Source organism: Helicobacter pylori (genome assembly GCF_030062585.1).
Taxonomy (GTDB): Bacteria; Campylobacterota; Campylobacteria; order Campylobacterales; family Helicobacteraceae; genus Helicobacter; species Helicobacter pylori_CN.
Genome location: NZ_CP071935.1, coordinates 1,340,599 through 1,356,945, shown reverse-complemented (window position 1 = coordinate 1,356,945; position 16,347 = coordinate 1,340,599). Strand labels below are relative to the sequence as shown.

General features: G+C 39.6%; 15 protein-coding genes. 6 read left to right on the top strand and 9 right to left on the bottom strand.

What is annotated here, in order from left to right; all coding sequences use genetic code 11:
• Nucleotides 1-227: 227 nt before the first annotated feature.
• On the bottom strand, nt 228-428 hold the full coding sequence (locus J5F42_RS06515) for a hypothetical protein (RefSeq protein WP_097699050.1): 201 nt from the start codon (nt 426-428) through the stop codon (nt 228-230).
• On the opposite strand from J5F42_RS06515, the gene J5F42_RS07975 reads away from it, so the two are divergent.
• The 4 genes from J5F42_RS07975 (at nt 397) to uvrB (ending at nt 5,940) form a co-directional block, all read left to right on the top strand.
• Nucleotides 397-1,344, top strand: coding sequence for a DUF3519 domain-containing protein (locus tag J5F42_RS07975; RefSeq protein WP_430407959.1), 948 nt, complete (start codon nt 397-399; stop codon nt 1,342-1,344). The two genes, J5F42_RS06515 and J5F42_RS07975, sit on opposite strands and share 32 nt — an antisense overlap.
• 203 nt (nt 1,345-1,547) lie before the next feature.
• Entirely contained in the window at nt 1,548-3,164 is a 1,617-nt protein-coding gene (locus J5F42_RS07970; RefSeq protein ID WP_430407956.1) for a putative barnase/colicin E5 family endoribonuclease, read from the top strand.
• A 112-nt stretch (nt 3,165-3,276) separates the two neighbouring features.
• The gene (locus J5F42_RS06505) at nt 3,277-3,915 is read left to right on the top strand and encodes an ATP synthase subunit B family protein (protein WP_097699051.1); all 639 of its coding nucleotides are present in this window, start codon (nt 3,277-3,279) and stop codon (nt 3,913-3,915) included.
• 48 nt (nt 3,916-3,963) lie between these two features.
• Nucleotides 3,964-5,940 carry an excinuclease ABC subunit UvrB gene (gene uvrB / locus J5F42_RS06500; RefSeq protein WP_283491254.1) on the top strand — a complete coding sequence of 659 codons (1,977 nt, stop codon included), beginning with the start codon at nt 3,964-3,966 and terminating at the stop codon, nt 5,938-5,940.
• Here the strand turns inward: uvrB and J5F42_RS06495 are convergent.
• The 6 genes from J5F42_RS06495 to J5F42_RS06470 all read right to left on the bottom strand — a co-directional run bounded on the left by J5F42_RS06495 (nt 5,937) and on the right by J5F42_RS06470 (nt 11,426).
• On the bottom strand, nt 5,937-6,770 hold the full coding sequence (locus tag J5F42_RS06495) for an outer membrane protein (RefSeq protein WP_097699053.1): 834 nt from the start codon (nt 6,768-6,770) through the stop codon (nt 5,937-5,939). The genes uvrB and J5F42_RS06495 overlap by 4 nt on opposite strands.
• Before the next feature lie 64 nt (nt 6,771-6,834).
• A complete protein-coding gene (gene purB / locus J5F42_RS06490; protein ID WP_097699054.1) occupies nt 6,835-8,157 on the bottom strand; it encodes an adenylosuccinate lyase in 1,323 nt (440 codons plus the stop codon).
• A 110-nt stretch (nt 8,158-8,267) separates the two neighbouring features.
• Nucleotides 8,268-9,212 (bottom strand): thiamine pyrophosphate-dependent enzyme, encoded by a 945-nt coding sequence (locus J5F42_RS06485; protein ID WP_000238147.1) that lies wholly within the window; start codon nt 9,210-9,212, stop codon nt 8,268-8,270.
• Between the two features lie 12 nt (nt 9,213-9,224).
• Nucleotides 9,225-10,448 carry a 2-oxoacid:ferredoxin oxidoreductase subunit alpha gene (locus tag J5F42_RS06480; protein ID WP_097687961.1) on the bottom strand — a complete coding sequence of 408 codons (1,224 nt, stop codon included), beginning with the start codon at nt 10,446-10,448 and terminating at the stop codon, nt 9,225-9,227.
• 9 nt (nt 10,449-10,457) lie between these two features.
• Nucleotides 10,458-10,850 carry a 4Fe-4S dicluster-binding protein gene (locus J5F42_RS06475; protein ID WP_000656174.1) on the bottom strand — a complete coding sequence of 131 codons (393 nt, stop codon included), beginning with the start codon at nt 10,848-10,850 and terminating at the stop codon, nt 10,458-10,460.
• Between the two features lie 15 nt (nt 10,851-10,865).
• Nucleotides 10,866-11,426 carry a pyruvate flavodoxin oxidoreductase subunit gamma gene (locus tag J5F42_RS06470; protein WP_000486469.1) on the bottom strand — a complete coding sequence of 187 codons (561 nt, stop codon included), beginning with the start codon at nt 11,424-11,426 and terminating at the stop codon, nt 10,866-10,868.
• A gap of 290 nt (nt 11,427-11,716) precedes the next feature.
• Between J5F42_RS06470 and J5F42_RS06465 the strand changes: the two genes are divergently transcribed.
• Nucleotides 11,717-12,379 (top strand): outer membrane protein, encoded by a 663-nt coding sequence (locus J5F42_RS06465; RefSeq protein WP_097558794.1) that lies wholly within the window; start codon nt 11,717-11,719, stop codon nt 12,377-12,379.
• 6 nt (nt 12,380-12,385) lie between these two features.
• Here the strand turns inward: J5F42_RS06465 and J5F42_RS06460 are convergent, their stop codons facing one another.
• A complete protein-coding gene (locus J5F42_RS06460) occupies nt 12,386-13,693 on the bottom strand; it encodes a hypothetical protein (protein WP_097699055.1) in 1,308 nt (435 codons plus the stop codon).
• 187 nt (nt 13,694-13,880) lie between these two features.
• On the opposite strand from J5F42_RS06460, the gene J5F42_RS06455 reads away from it, so the two are divergent.
• On the top strand, nt 13,881-15,191 hold the full coding sequence (locus tag J5F42_RS06455; protein ID WP_283491253.1) for a glycosyltransferase: 1,311 nt from the start codon (nt 13,881-13,883) through the stop codon (nt 15,189-15,191).
• A 12-nt stretch (nt 15,192-15,203) separates the two neighbouring features.
• Here J5F42_RS06455 and J5F42_RS06450 read toward each other — a convergent pair whose 3' ends face one another.
• Entirely contained in the window at nt 15,204-16,256 is a 1,053-nt protein-coding gene (locus tag J5F42_RS06450) for an NAD(P)-dependent alcohol dehydrogenase (protein ID WP_097699057.1), read from the bottom strand.
• Nucleotides 16,257-16,347: the final 91 nt, after the last annotated feature.

Here is a 16,347-nt window from a genome sequence, read left to right as displayed (position 1 = left end):
GCTTGATTCAAGGATTTTTGTTTTTTTATGCTAGGTGGCATGTTTTTTGAACAATTGATTTGAAGCAATTAGATTAAAGATGTTGTATTTTTCATGGCTAAGCGGCTTTATATTAAAAACTTTAGCCAGAAAGCATTGCTTGCTATAACTTTGCTTTGTTGGTCTCGCCTAAATATTCTCTTAACAAACCCCTAAATTTACAAACTCCAAACAATAGCGAGCGGTTTTCACAAGCTTTTTAAAAATGACGCTAAGATCGCAGAAAGCCTAAAACCCGCTATCACTAAGAACTTAAGCCAAGGTTTAGCGACCTCGTTAGGCGGAGCGTTAAAATACCAATGGACTAAATTCACTTTAGGGACTTTATACAGAAACGCGCCCGATCGCATTTTAGGGATTAAATTACCCAAAGCTTTAAACGAAGCCACCGCAGGCGCAGCCTTGAAGTATCACCTAAAAAGAGCGTTAGAACGAAGCCACTCTATAAGCGAATTTAGTAAGAATTTAGAATTAAGCGCACAAAACGCTAAATTTAGCAACAACACGCTTAAAATCATTGAAGAGCTTACTAACGGAATCAAACAAGCGAGCGAAGAAATCAAAGAAAAAGCGTTTGATTTTTCTAATCAAAAACTCACTAACGAGCAAATTAAAGAGCTATTAAATAACGCAGAAATCCCTACAAGCGGGAGAGACGCTATCACTTTTGGAGTGAATAACCTAAACCCTGAAATCGTTGAATTTTTACACAAAAACAACAAAAAAATGATTATAGAAAAAGCCTCTAACAAAGAATTAGAGCTTTTAAAAGACGCTAACTTTAAGCACCCTGAAAACATAAGAGCGAGTTTAGATCATGATGCTATCGCTCATATACTTAAAAGGCATGGCGTTAATTCTGTTAATGTTAAAAATGGTGAAATCCCTGTTACGAACGAAGACATAGCGAATTATAGATATATCATTAATAACGCTGATGCAATTATTAGGACTTTAGACAAATACGATAAAGAAGCTATAACGGCGTTTAAACAAATAAACGGCTATGCGGTAGTGGTAGAACAAGCGATCAATAAGAAAAATGAATTAGCTTTAAAAACAATGTATAAGAACAATGGGAGCTATAAAAATAATGAAGTTTATAAAGCATTTTCAAGCACCTCACTCGACGCTGATGCGAAGGTGCGCCATAGGTTGAGTTCCTATAGTGGTGCTACAGGGAATACTACCCAAAAACCGCTAAATAGTCAAGAGGATTTATTAAAAAATACAGAATTAAATAACGAACCACCCAAGAAGCTACAAATTTATCCCCCCTTGAACTTGCCAACGCCGAAAAGTTAGCGAAATTAGAAAGCGAACAATTACAAAGCGAACAAGAATTTTTAAAAGCTAAAGAGCAAGAAAAACAACGCAAGGAAGCGTTAAAAAAGAAATTAGAACACGAGCGAGGGAATGCAGGCAACATTGAAAGCCAGACTAAAATAGAAGTAGGAGAGGATATACCCGCAGAGATCCAAGTGCAGATCCCAAAGAGTAGAGTTCGGTTGAACGAACGAGAGATTTACGATTTGGATTATGCGATCGTGAAAGCTAAAGATCTAAAGCCAAGTTTTACCACAGGCGGGACGCAAAAGAGAACGGACATGAACGAAGAACAGATTAAAAGCATTGCGCAGAATTTTGATCCTAAAAAGATATTTGGGAGCGGAGGGTTTGAAGATTTACCGATCATTCTACATGACGGGCAAGTGATCGCAGGGAACCACCGCATCCAAGGCATGCTGAATTTCACGCCTAAAAGCAGATACATTTATAATAAAGCGATCAAGGAATACTATCACATAGACTTAAAACCGGACGAGTTGTTAGTGCGAGTGCCACACAACCGCCTAAACAATACCGAGATCAACAATTTAGCGGCTTCAAGCAATCAAGGAAGATTTAACAGCGAGAGCGATCATGCAATAGCGGTTTTAAGCCACTATGAAGCGAAATTGAAAGAATTAGAGAAAAAATTAGACGCCGATAGCATCTACTCACTTAAAAATATCGTAGCTAAAAATTTGAATTTTGATAAGGCTACTCATCCTAATGTGGGCGATAGTAATTTAGCGCTTTTAATGTTTAACATGCCACGAACGAAAACGCAAGGGATAGAGTTACTCAACCGATGGCAGAAAGAATTTTCTAACGACATTAAAAGCTATGAAAAAGTAAAAAAAATGTTTGTAGATAACGCCGGAAGCTTTCACAATCTAATCCATGATATGAATTTTCCTAAGGTGAGTTTAAACGCTTATTTAAGCGATATTATGGATCGCAGTTTTGCTAACTTAAAGAATTATCAAACCACGAGCGAGAGCTTAAAAGATTTGAGCGAAAAATTTTATAAAACGAGTTCTTTAGAGATGTTTGAAAAGAGCGATCAAAGCGTGAGCGATATCAGCGAGATTTTAGGAGGTGCGATCGCCAGGTTTGCGAGGTTTGATGATCCTTCTAAGGCGTTATTTGAAGCGTTAAAGAGCGATAACATTAAAAAAGGTTTGAAAGAATTTAAGATCGCAGATGTTACTAAGGATATGTTTAACCCTGATAGTAAAGAGTTTAAGGACATTGATATTTACGATTTCACGCATTACCTTTTAATGGTGAATAGAGAGCCGAATGAAAATAACCCTACCTTAAAGCGCTTGATAGAAGCCGTTAAGGACATGCAAAAAGAGAGCGAGAAAGGGAGTAAAAAACCAAAGCTTGAAGCGCCTAGCGAATGGGGACCTAATTACAGCGAGTTTAAAAATGATGGCTTAGGAGCGATTAACAAGCTATTAGAAACTAAAAAAGGTTTTGTAGCGGGAGCATTTCATAAGGAAGGTTTAGGGGATATTGATTTAGTTTGGGGTAATAAAGATTACGGGTTAGAACACATTTTGAAGCGCCGAGAGAAGCAAGCCAAAAACCAAGGATTAAACGAACAACAAGCCAAAGAATACGCCCTAAATATCGTTAAATCTATCCCTGAAGTGTTAGAGAAAGGCACTAAAGGAACGGATCATTTAGGGCGTGTGTTTGTAGATTATGATAATAAGAGAGTAGGTTTAAATAACACATGGAATAACAAAGATTTAGAAAATCACTGGGTAGTAAGCAGTTATGAAGAATAGCGAGAGTGAGTCACCGGTCCTCCTTATGACTCAATTACAAGGGGTAGGTTTGGGAACCCCTAAACTCACAGAACCTAATCCTACCACAAAAAAATTAAATAAGGATTAAAAAATGAATTACCCAAATCTACCTAACAGCGCTTTAGAGATAAGCGAACAGCCAGAAGTGAAAGAAATCACTAACGAATTATTAAAGCAATTACAGAACGCTTTACATAGTAACGCGCTTTTTACGGATCAAATACAGCTAAGCCTTAAAGGGATTGTTAGGATTTTAGAAGTGCTTTTGAGTTTGGATTTTTTCAAGAATGCGAATGAAATTGATAGCAGTTTAAGAAATTCTATTGAATGGCTATCTAACGCCGGCGAGAGCTTAAAAAATAAAATGAAAGAATACGAGCGCTTTTTCAATGATTTCAATACGAGCATGCATGCTAACGAGCAAGAAGTCACAAACACCTTAAACGCTAACACCGAAAACATCAAAAGCGAGATTAAAAAGCTAGAAAATCAATTGATAGAAACCACGACAAAGCTTTTAACGAGCTATCAAATCTTTTTAAACCAAGCGCGAGAGAACGCTAATAATCAAATTAACACGAATAAGACCGCAAGCCTTGAAGCGATAACGCAAGCTAAAAACAACGCTAACAATGAAATAAGCGAAAAACAAACCCAAGCGATAGCTAACATTAACGAAGCGAAAAAAACCGATCATTATCAAAACATTGATTTTTTTGAGTTTGAATAAGGCGTGTTAAAAACCACTATAATACCCCTAAAAAATGCGAGTTTAAAGATGCCTTTATTTGATTTAAAAAGCCCTTATCCACCAGCAGGCGATCAGCCCCAAGCCATAGAAGCCTTAACAAAAAGCTTGAAAAATAACAACCATTATCAAACTCTAGTGGGGGTTACAGGAAGCGGTAAGACTTACACGATGGCTAATGTCATCGCTCAAACCAATAAACCCGCTTTGATCATGAGCCATAATAAGACCTTATGCGCGCAGCTTTATAGCGAGTTTAAGGCGTTTTTCCCGCATAATAGGGTGGAGTATTTTATCTCCCACTTTGATTACTACCAGCCTGAGAGCTATATCCCTAGAAGGGATTTGTTCATTGAAAAAGACAGCTCTATTAACGATGATTTAGAGCGTTTGAGATTGAGCGCAACCACCTCGCTTTTAGGTTATGATGATGTGATCGTGATAGCGAGCGTTTCGGCTAATTATGGTTTGGGTAACCCTGAAGAATATCTAAAAGTCATGGAAAAAATCAAAGTGGGCGAGAAGCACGCTTATAAGAGCTTTTTATTAAAGCTAGTGGAAATGGGTTATAGCCGTAATGAAGTGGTGTTTGATAGGGGGAGTTTTAGAGCGACCGGAGAATGCGTGGATATTTTCCCCGCTTATAATGACGCTGAATTTATCAGGATTGAATTTTTTGGCGATGAGATAGAAAGGATTGCTGTCTTTGACGCTTTAGAAAGAAATGAGATCAAGCGCTTGGATTCTGTCATGCTTTATGCAGCCAGTCAGTTTGCCGTAGGGAGCGAGAGGTTGAATTTAGCCATTAAAAGCATTGAAGATGAACTCGCTTTAAGGTTGAAATTTTTTAAAGAGCAGGATAAAATGCTTGAATACAACCGCCTCAAACAACGCACCGAGCATGATTTAGAAATGATTAGCGCGACCGGTGTGTGTAAGGGCATTGAAAATTACGCGCGCCATTTCACCGGTAAAGCCCCTAATGAAACGCCTTTTTGCTTGTTTGATTATTTAGGGATATTTGAGCGGGAGTTTTTAGTCATTGTAGATGAAAGCCATGTGAGTTTGCCGCAATTTGGGGGGATGTATGCAGGGGATATGAGCAGGAAAAGCGTTTTAGTGGAATATGGTTTTAGATTGCCCAGCGCTTTAGACAACCGCCCTTTAAAGTTTGATGAATTTATCCATAAAAATTGCCAATTCCTTTTTGTGTCTGCTACGCCCAATAAGCTAGAATTAGAACTTTCTCAAAAGAATGTCGCTGAGCAAATCATTCGCCCTACAGGGCTTTTAGACCCCAAATTTGAAGTGCGAGACAGCGATAAGCAAGTCCAGGATTTATTTGATGAAATCAAGTTGGTGGTGGCCAGAGATGAAAGGGTGCTAATCACCACGCTCACTAAAAAAATGGCAGAAGAATTGTGTAAATATTATGCTGAATGGGGCTTGAAGGTGCGTTACATGCATAGCGAAATTGATGCGATTGAAAGGAATCACATCATCCGCTCTTTAAGGCTTAAAGAATTTGACATTTTAATAGGGATCAATCTTTTGAGAGAAGGGCTGGATTTGCCTGAAGTCTCTTTAGTAGCGATCATGGATGCGGATAAAGAAGGGTTTTTAAGGAGCGAAACAAGCCTCATTCAAACCATGGGGCGAGCCGCTAGAAACGCTAATGGCAAGGTTTTATTATACGCTAAAAAGATCACTCAAAGCATGCAAAAAGCCTTTGAGATCACGAGTTACAGGCGTGCTAAGCAAGAAGAGTTCAATAAAATCCATAACATCACCCCTAAAACCGTTACTCGCGCTTTAGAAGAGGAATTGAAATTAAGAGACGATGAGATTAGAATCGCTAAAGCCTTAAAAAAGGACAAAATGCCTAAAAGTGAAAGGGAAAAAATCATTAAAGAATTGGATAAAAAAATGCGAGAATGCGCGAAAAATTTGGATTTTGAAGAAGCGATGCGTTTGAGAGACGAAATCGCTCAATTAAGAACGCTTTAAAAACTATAAGTGTAGTTGAAATAAACCGAGTAATTGCGCCTGAAATCAACTTGGTATAACAAGCTGTTGATCCCGTATTCTAAAAATCGTAAAACCTTTAGGACATCTCCACTATTATTGCTAATGTTATTCATGGAATAATAATGGTTAAAATAATAAGTAGGGACTTTAATCCCAAAGCCAAATTGGTTGCGCTTATTCCCTAAACGAACCCCTAAATTTACCAAAAATTGGAAACCATTTGGATCCACTTTCCCGCCAAAAGTGTCTAAAAGAAGGGCTTGATACAATAACGCATCGCTCAATTTGTCATGCACTCCAGCAAAAGCAATCCCCAGATTGAACCCGGCAAAAAACTTATCCCCATTATAAGCGTTAAACAATAAATCCATATAAGTGCCGTAAGTGGAAATGATGATAGATTGCGATTCTTTTGGGCCATAAAGAGAAGCGCTCAAATCATAAAATAGTCCCCACCTAAATCCAAACCACTTCGTTTCTTCATGCTTACCCACCCATTTATAGCCCGCTTGCACGCCAAGGCCGTTAGACACATACGAATTTTTAAAAACAGGGCTTAAACTATCGCTGAAAATGATTTGGCTTTTATTGAATTGCTGGGATAAATTCAAGTTGCTGTAGTTGTGCTGAATGCTCCCTAACTGATACCCAAACCCCAAATAAAACGCCGATCTATCCGCATAGCGTTTGATGGGCGAAACCACCTTTTGATTAAAAAAAGTGTAATCCCCTTTAGTCAAAACATCTTTAAAACTATCCGCATGCAAGGCATAAGAAAGCCCTAAAATTAAGTATAACGCCCGTTTCAAAAAACCCCTTAAAACCTCAATTTTTACCGCTTATTTTATAATTTTGTTTTTGTAAAAACGCGCCTTATTCAAACACCCTTTTAAAAATCGCTCCCACATTTTTAGTGTAATAGCTGTAATCAAAACATGCTTTGATTTCGTCCTCGCTCAAATATTTTTTCAAGCGTTCATCGTTGAGTAGGGCGTTTAAAAACAAATTTTCATCAGCGTTTTTAAAAGCGCCTTGTTGCAAAACCTCCCATATTTTCATCGCATTTTCTTGCACGATAGAATAGCTTTCTTCTCTGCTCAAACCTTTTTTAGGCAATTCCAATAACACCCGTTGCGAAAAGACTAGCCCCCCACTCAAAGCTAAATTTTTAAGCATGTTTTTAGGATAAACCACCAAATTTTCAATCACGCTATTTAGGCGGCTGAGCATAAAATCGCTCGTGATAAACAGATCGGGCAAGGCAAAACGCTCCACAGAGCTATGGCTCATGTCCCTTTCATGCCATAAGGCGACATTTTCTAGCATGGGGGTCGTAAAAGAGCGAATCACCCTGCAAAGCCCGGTGATATTCTCGCTCAATATGGGGTTTCTTTTGTGAGGCATCGCAGAGCTTCCTTTTTGCCCTGTTGAAAAAGCTTCTTCCACTTCATAGACTTCACTGCGTTGCAAATGGCGGATATTGACAGCGATTTTTTCACAACTGCTCGCTAAAAGAGCCAGATCACATGCAAGCCTAGCGTAGCGGTCTCTTTGAATGACTTGATTATTGATATTGGCGGTTTTTAAGCCTAAAAATTCGCACGCTAATTCTTCTAATTCTAAAGGGGCGTGCGCGAAATTCCCCATAGCCCCACTGATCGCTCCCACGCTGATAAATTCCATCGTTAAATCCAAGGCTTTTAAATGCCGTTTGATTTCATCAGCAAAAAGGGCTAACACTAAACCAAAAGTAATGGGTTCGCCAAACACCCCATGGCTTCTGCCCACCATTAGCGTTTCTTTATGCTCTAAAGCCCTGTTTTTAAGGGTTTCATAGAGGTTTTTAACGCCTTTTTGAATGAGTTTTAAGCTTTTTGTCATCAATAACGCCATAGCCGTATCAATGCAATCGCTAGAAGTGATCCCATAATGAAAGAAGCGGGATTCTTCGCCCAGGCTTTCAGCCACGCAAGTGGTGAAAGCGATTAAATCATGCTTGGTGGTTTTTTCAATTTCTTTGATGCACTCAAGATTGAATGCCGCCTTTGAGCAGATTTTTTCACAATCGCTATCTTGGATTTGCCCAAGCTTATTCCACGCCCTAACGACAGCTTTTTCCACTTCTAAATAGGTTTCAAACTTGGTTTGCTCATTCCATAGGGCTTTCATTTCTTCATTCGCATAGCGTTCTAACACCGACAATCCTTAAAATCAAAATGGGATTTATGTTACTTTAAAGGGGTTTAAAGAATCAAGGGGGAAAATCGCACAAGGCACAAGAAAGCCCCTTGATTTCAAATTAAGGGTTATACTTTAGCTTCTTCTCTGCGTTGCAAGTATTCCCAACGCTCATTCACATCTTTTTGCAATTCTTCAATGATGTGTTCGTTTTCTTTTTTGAAAAGGTGTTTGAAGCGCTTTTGAGCCGCTAAATAATCCCTTACAGGAATGATATTTCTGGGGCGGTAAGTGATTTTCAATTCCCTGCCATTAAAGATTTCAAATAGGGGGAACATCAAGCTATCCACAGCCATATCCGCTAATTCAATGGTTTTATTGGATTCAAATTTCCATTCAGTCGTGCATGGGCTAAGAGCGTTAATAAAGCAAGGCCCTTCAGTGTCTAGAGCGGTTTTAATCTTTTTGTTCATGTCTTTCCATTTGTTAGGCGAGAGTTGCGCCACATAAGGGACTCCATGGCTTGCCATGATATTGACGATGTCTTTTTTCTTTTCTTTTTTACCAAAGCTCACCGATCCCGCTGGCGTGGTAGAAGTGCTAGCCCCTAATGGCGTAGAGCCGCTTCTTTGACCGCCGGTATTGGCGTAGTTTTCATTATCCAAGCAAATGTAAGTCATGTCATGCCCTCTTTCCATGCAACCGCTGATGAATTGAAAACCAATATCATAACTGGCCCCATCGCCTCCAAACGCCACAAATTTTGGCTTTTGACCTTGATAGCGGCCCTTATTCACTAGCGCTTTATACATCGCCTCCACCCCTGAAATCGCTGTAGAGCCATTTTCAAAACCAATATGGATCCAAGGCACATCCCATGAAGTGTGCGGATACACAGCCGAGCATACCTCTAAACAACCGGTAGAATTGCCTAAAACGATAGGCCCATCTACAGCGTTTAAAACTTCGCGCACAATAATGCCATGCCCACAACCCGGGCAAAGCAAGTGCGAGCCTTGAAATTTTTCAGCGCTTTGGCTAAAACCTTTGAGTGTTTTGACTTCTTTTACCATGATATTTCCTTTTTAAAAAAAGCTCATTTTAGGGCCGTGCAAACCTACGAATTGTTGGGTAGGGTGCGTGAGCGTGCCTTTAAGAGCGTCTTCATTGATTTCTTCAAAAATTTCGCATAAATGCACGATCGTCATATCCCTTTCGCCTAAACCATAAATGTAGTTAGACACCACGGGGTGTTTAGTCCCTTGCGTTTGATACACCGCGCTCGTTACTTCATTAAACATCGCTCCCATAGCACCTGCTGGAGAGCTTTTATCTAAAATCGCTAAAGCTTTAAGATTTTTCAAATCCTGCCCTAATCTTTCATAAGGGAAGGGGCGTAAGGAATGGATAGTGGCTACGCCGGCCTTAATGCCTTTTTTACGCATTTCTTTAGCCGCTACGATCGCGGATTCATAAGTAGTGCCTAACGCAAAAATAGCGATTTCAGCGTCTTCTAGCTGGAAAGTTTTAGTCAAATGGTATTGCCTGCCTGTGAGTTTAGCGAAATCATTAAACACTTCTTCAATCACAGAAGATGCGCTCATGATCGCATGGTGGAGTTGGGCTTTATGCTCATAATGCCATTCTTCTTCAGCTTGCGCACCATAGCTTACCGGTTTGTCAAAATCCAAAAGGGAATGCTTGGTTTGGTATTCGCCTACGAATTGATAAGCCACTGCATCGCTCAAAGGGCGGACATTTTGCACGGTGTGCGAGCATAAAAACCCGTCTTGATTGACAATAGTAGGCACGCGCACCTTTTGGTGCTCTGCGATTTTAAACGCCATTAAAGTGAAATCGTAAGCTTCTTGAGGGTTGCATGTGCATAAACTGATCCAACCAGAATCCCTGCTTAAATACATATCAGAATGATCGCCATGGATATTCAAAGGGGCTGCTAGAGCGCGATTGACTAAATTCAAAACGATAGGCAAACGCATGCCAGAAGCCTGGTATAAAACCTCTACCATTAGCGCCAAACCTTGAGAGCTGGTCGCAGTGCTGACTCTCCCTCCAGCTGCAGCAGCTCCCACGCATGCACTCATGGCGGCATGCTCAGATTCCACTAAAACGAATTCGCCATCAACATAGCCATTGTCCTTAAATGAGCCATAATTTTGCACAATGGGCGTTGATGGGGTGATAGGATAGGCTGCAATGACATCAATTTGAGCCTGTCTTAAAGCGTTAGAGCTAGCGGTGTTGCCATCCCACACTTCTATCTCTTGCAATTCAATACTTTTTGCCATATTTTTTCCTTATGATTTTTTCTTTTCTTGTTTTTGCGGCCATTGAGTGAGAGCGGTAGCAGGCTCAATTTGCTCTTCAAACATCCATAGCGATTTAGGGTTAGTGGGGCAGACATCCACGCACACGCCACAGCCTTTACAATGAGAATAATCCACGCCTTTTAACTTACCCTCTCTTGAAAGAATGGCAGCGTCTGGGCAATAAACCCAACAATTAAAGCAATTGATGCAAATATTATTGTTATGCACAGGCTTAGCCACGCGCCAATGAGCCACTGAAGTGGTGAAGTAGCTTTGTTCGGTGTAATGGCGCTCATCATTGTGTTTTTCCATTTCGCTTTGCGCGTTTTTTTCAAAAGGGAAGAGCACCGCTCCCATTTCAAATTCATTCCAATCTTTCATCTTTAATCCTTAATGTTATTGAACTTCTTCATAAGCTCTTTGGATAGCGAGCATGTTAGCGTCAATGACTTCTTGCGTGAGTTTTTTGCCTAAAACTTTCTTAAAAGCTTCTTTAAAAGCCTCAATTTCAAGCATGCCAGACACTTTCATTAACGCTCCTAGCATGGGCGTGTTGGGGATGGGGCGTTTTAAGGTTTCCATAGAGATTTTTAAACAATCCACTAAAAACACCTTACGGGTTTTTAATTCAGGTTTCTTTTCAAACAATTCTTCTTTACTGAGATAGCTAGTGATGATATAAGTCGTGTCTTCTTTTTCATTAGCGAAAATATTTTCAATGAAAACCAAACCAGGGTCAATCACCAGTACATAGTCCGGTTGCATGAAGCGTTCATGGTTTAAAATAGGCTCATCATCAACGCGGTTATAAGCCATCATAGCAGCCCCCCTTTTAGCTGAACCATAAGAAGCGAACGCTTGCACTTCTTTGCCTGTTTTTGAAATCACATCAGCCAACCCTTTAGCGCCGGTGATAGCACCTTGACCAGCTCGTGCATGCCATCTAATTTGAAACATGGTAATATGTCTCCTTAATATCGTATAAAATAAATTGAATTTAGCCCAAATATTATACAAGAAAAACTATTAATGTGTCTTATAACAATATCTTTTTAGGAATTTTTATAGGAAAATGGGGGCATACTTACAAGAATTATGGCTATTTTATGGCTATTTATTCTAAAAAGATAGGCGTTCTTAATCAAAACCACTAATATTTATTTTAAACTTTGTTATTATTAGGGCGTGATTTGATCTTAGTCTATAATAGGGCAAGTGTGGGGCAGGATAACAAAAGGAATTGGGTTATGGATAAAACAATGGTTAAAATATTGATGGGCATGGCGTTATTATCATCGCTTCAAGCCGCAGAGGCAGAGCTTGATGAAAAATCAAAAAAACCTAAATTTGCGGACAGGAATACCTTTTATTTAGGGGTTGGGTATCAGCTTAGCGCGATCAACACATCTTTTAGCACCGAGTCTGTAGATAAATCGTATTTCATGACCGGCAATGGCTTTGGTGTGGTGTTAGGGGGGAAATTTGTGGCTAAAACGCAAGCTGTAGAGCATGTGGGTTTTCGTTACGGGTTGTTTTATGATCAGACCTTTTCTTCTCACAAATCCTATATTTCTACCTATGGTTTGGAATTTAGCGGTTTATGGGACGCTTTCAATTCGCCAAAGATGTTTTTAGGGTTGGAGTTTGGCTTAGGCATCGCTGGGGCGACTTACATGCCAGGAGGGGCTATGCATGGGATTATCGCTCAAAATTTAGGCAAAGAAAATTCGCTTTTCCAATTGCTTGTGAAAGTGGGTTTTCGTTTTGGCTTTTTCCACAATGAAATCACTTTCGGGTTGAAATTCCCTGTCATTCCTAACAAAAGAACGGAGATTATTGATGGCTTGAGCGCGACCACTTTATGGCACCGCTTACCGGTAGCTTATTTCAATTATATCTATAATTTTTAGATATGGTTATTTAGAGGTTTTAGATTTGACAAAATCAATTAACTCTCGTGTGTCTATGGTTAGGGTTAAGAATTGCTGATAGGTAGTGATCCACTTGCCCCCTTTCCCATACAAATGATACCCATCGCCCCCACCTAAAAAGTTAAAAAACGCATCCGCTCGCACGCTTATCCATTTATTTTTATAAACATAATAAAGCCCTATCATGTCAAAATTAGGGGCTCTATACCATGGCAAGCCGGTATAAAGGGATTGGCCATAAGTGGCGTAAAAATGCATTTGGGGTTTGTTGGAAAAATAGTATCTGTTAAAAATCCCAAAGCCTTTGTATTGCGCTTGAGCGTAAAATTCCCCCCCAAAGCTGTTATAAAATCGGGCGTTTTTACACTCGCTAGCATAACGCACGCAATAATGGGTTTGAGACGACTGCGTGCCAAAGGTCATAAAAATATTGTCCATATAGGGCATGAGATTCTTAAAATCTGCTTTTAAATAAGCGTGGTAATAGACCCTGTCTAAAATGGTAGGGTTAGAGTATTTCCCTATTTCTCCGCCTTGTGGGTTATTTTTTTGACTGAAATAGGGGTAGCCATTAGGCCATTGTGGGGTTACATCGCCTGGTTTTAAGTAAGAATTACCGCCGTAAGGGTAGTTATCCCCCATGCTATGAGAGCTGGCGTTATGAAAAATCACAAGCTGTCCCCCCAAACCTAAATACCCTTTAAGAAACTGAAATTCTGAAGAAACAAAATACAAGAATTGGTTAAAATCGTAATTTTTCTTTTTGGGTTGGTTGTTCCAATTGCGCCCCCCATACCAATCCACAACGCCCTCAAACCACCCATTCCACCAGCGGTTAGGATCATAAGCCGGTTTGAATTGGAACGCTCCTCCCCTAAAAGTAGGGTCTATAAACCAAAAAAGTTTTTTAAAAGCGCTTAAAGGGTAATGCCCTATTTGATAGCTTCGTGGCACAATGCCTAAAAAAAATCTCAAATTTTTCCCTATGTATTGGTAATACATGGTAACCCCCCATGAATAAGGGAAATAGCTATAATGCGTGTGTAAATTTTGAATGAACCACGCTCCAAACATCAAGGCCTGTCTTTTGTCCAATTGAACGCCAATTTGAGGCATGAGACGACCTTGCATTTTGGTTAGGCTATTCCAATAGGGGTTGTTATTTGGGGCCACTAAATTGAAGTTAAAGCTCATAAACTTCAAGTCATAGACAAAACTAGCCGCTTTCATTAAGGGTGGTATTAAAAAACTTGAAATTAACAACGCATAAAGAGATTTTTTTAAGAAAATCAAACTAAAATTCAGCCCCTTTCATCATCTTTTAAAATTGCAACATTTAAAATGGCGGCACTTAAAGACAAGATACGATTTTAAATTAATTTTCATTAAAAACAACATAAAAACCAAAAACAGAACTCTTCAAGTTCGGTTTTTTTTTTTTTGGATAAAATAGCCATTAAAAAAGGGTGTTTAATTTTTCATGGATTCAGCTTCAAATCATTCTTTTAAAGAACAAGATTTTCATATCCCTATCGCTTTTGCTTTTGATAAGAATTACCTCATTCCTGCGGGCGCGTGTCTTTATTCCTTGCTAGAAAGCATTGCTAAAGCCAATAAAAAAATCCGTTACACCCTACACGCTTTAGTGGTAGGCTTGAATGAAGAAGATAAAGCAAAGCTTAATCAAATCGCAGAGCCTTTTAAAGAATTTGCTGTTTTAGAAGTAAAAGATATTGAACCTTTTTTAGACACTATCCCTAACCCTTTTGATGAGGATTTCACCAAGCGTTTTTCTAAAATGGTGTTAGTGAAGTATTTTTTGGCGGATTTGTTCCCCAAATATTCCAAAATGGTGTGGAGCGATGTGGATGTCATCTTTTGCAATGAATTTAGCGCTGATTTCTTAAACATTAAAGAAGATGATGAGAATTATTTTTATGGGGTTTTAGGAGGTGGAGAGCACCATGTGTTGGAAGGGTTTTTGTTTTGTAATTTAGATTACCAGCGCAAGAACCATTTTGTCTCAAAAACCCATGCACTTTTGGAAGAAAACAAGGCTACAGAAGAATTGGATTTCACCCAATGGTGTTGGCCTAACATGAAAGCTTTAGGGATTGAATATTGCGTTTTCCCTTATTATTACACTGTCAAAGATTTTTCTGCATCCTTGCCTGAGAATTATTTTTTGCATGAGATTTATAAGAAAACCATCTCAAACGCGCTCAAAAACCCTATAATCATCCATTATGATGTTTGGTGGGGGGCGGTGAAGCCTTGGGATTATCCTTTTGGTTTAAAAGCGGATTTATGGCTGAACGCTTTGGCTAAAACCCCATTTATGAGCGACTGGATTGATTCGATTGCTAGGGTGGAAATAGGCAGTGAAAAATGGCATCGCTACCACAGCATCGTTGCCTATCACTACTACTTTCCTTTATGGAAAGCAGAAGAACAGATTGCCCACGACGCGCTCAAGACCTTTTTAGACCATTATTTTTCGTGCATCCATGCCACAATCAAGCAAGAAAATCTCGGAATGTTCTTGAACCACTACTTCTCGCATGCCCATGCAGAGATCAAAGAAAACTCCCTTGAAGCGTTCTTGAACCACTACTTCTCGCATGTTTATAGGCTCCCTAAAAACGCGCAAAAGAAACTCTTTAGGGTGTTTATCAAACACTGCATCCTCATACCACTCAAGAGCCTTGTGGGTAAGACTCTGCGATTCTTAAAACTCCATGCACTGGTGAAAAAAATCCTAATCCAACTCAAGCTCTTGAAAAAGAGCTAGAGTAAAAAGCCTTTAATCAAACGATTTTTTCATGTCAATCACATAGCGGAATTTCGCTTTCCCATGGGTTAGGTTGTGATAAGCCGTGTCAATATCCTTGCCTAAAATCAAATCCACTTCAGGGTAAATATTGTGTTTGATAGAAAAGTCCATCATCTCTTGGGTTTCTTTAATGCCCCCAATCAATGAGCCATAAACCTTGCGATTGCCTAAATGGGTAAAATCAAAAACGCTAAGCACTGGAGCGACTTCTACAGGGGGGAGTCCCACAAGGGCTAGATCGCCATTATAAGCTAAGAGCTTGAGGTAGTCTTTTAAATCATAATGGGTAGGAATGGTTGAAATGATAAAGTCCAATTCCTCTTTGCATTGTTTGGGGTCAGTGTAGAAATGTTTAACCCCCATGCTCAAAGCGTCTTGCTTTTTGTGTTCGTTTCTTGCAAAAACGCTCACTTCAGCCCCCATAGCCACAGCGTATTTAACCGCCATGCCTCCTAGCCCGCCAAACCCAGCGACGCCAACTTTTGTGCCTTTAGTAACCTTAGAAAATTTTAAGGGCGAATAAGTGGTGATGCCCGCACAAAGCAAGGGGGCTACTTTTTCTAAAGGAGCGTTTTTATCCACGCTAATCACATAGTTTTCATCCACGACAATATTATTAGAGTAACCGCCCATGTGGGGTTCGTTGTCATGGAAATAATCCAAACAATCGTAAGTGAATACCGTTTTATGGTTGGCACAAAATTGCTCTTGGTGTTCTTTACAGGGCTTACATGTTTTGCATGAATTGACAAAACAGCCCACGCCCACCACATCGCCAACCTTAAATTTCTTAACTTCCTTACCCACTTCCTTGATCACCCCAGCAATTTCATGCCCAGGAACCATGGGATAAATGCCTTCTTTCCATTCGCTATAAGCGCTATGAATATCGCTATGGCAAATCCCTGCATAAAGGATGTCAATCAGCACATCTTTAGGGCCTACAGCATGACGGCTAAAGTCATGGGGTTTGAAATGCCCGTCTTTAGAAAAAATAGCAAAACCTTTAGATGGAACTCTCATTAAAACTCCTTGTTTCATTAAAATACCGCTATTGTATCGTTTTTGTGGTTTGCTTATGTTTCTATAGGTTTAACTAATTTTGTAGCTGTTG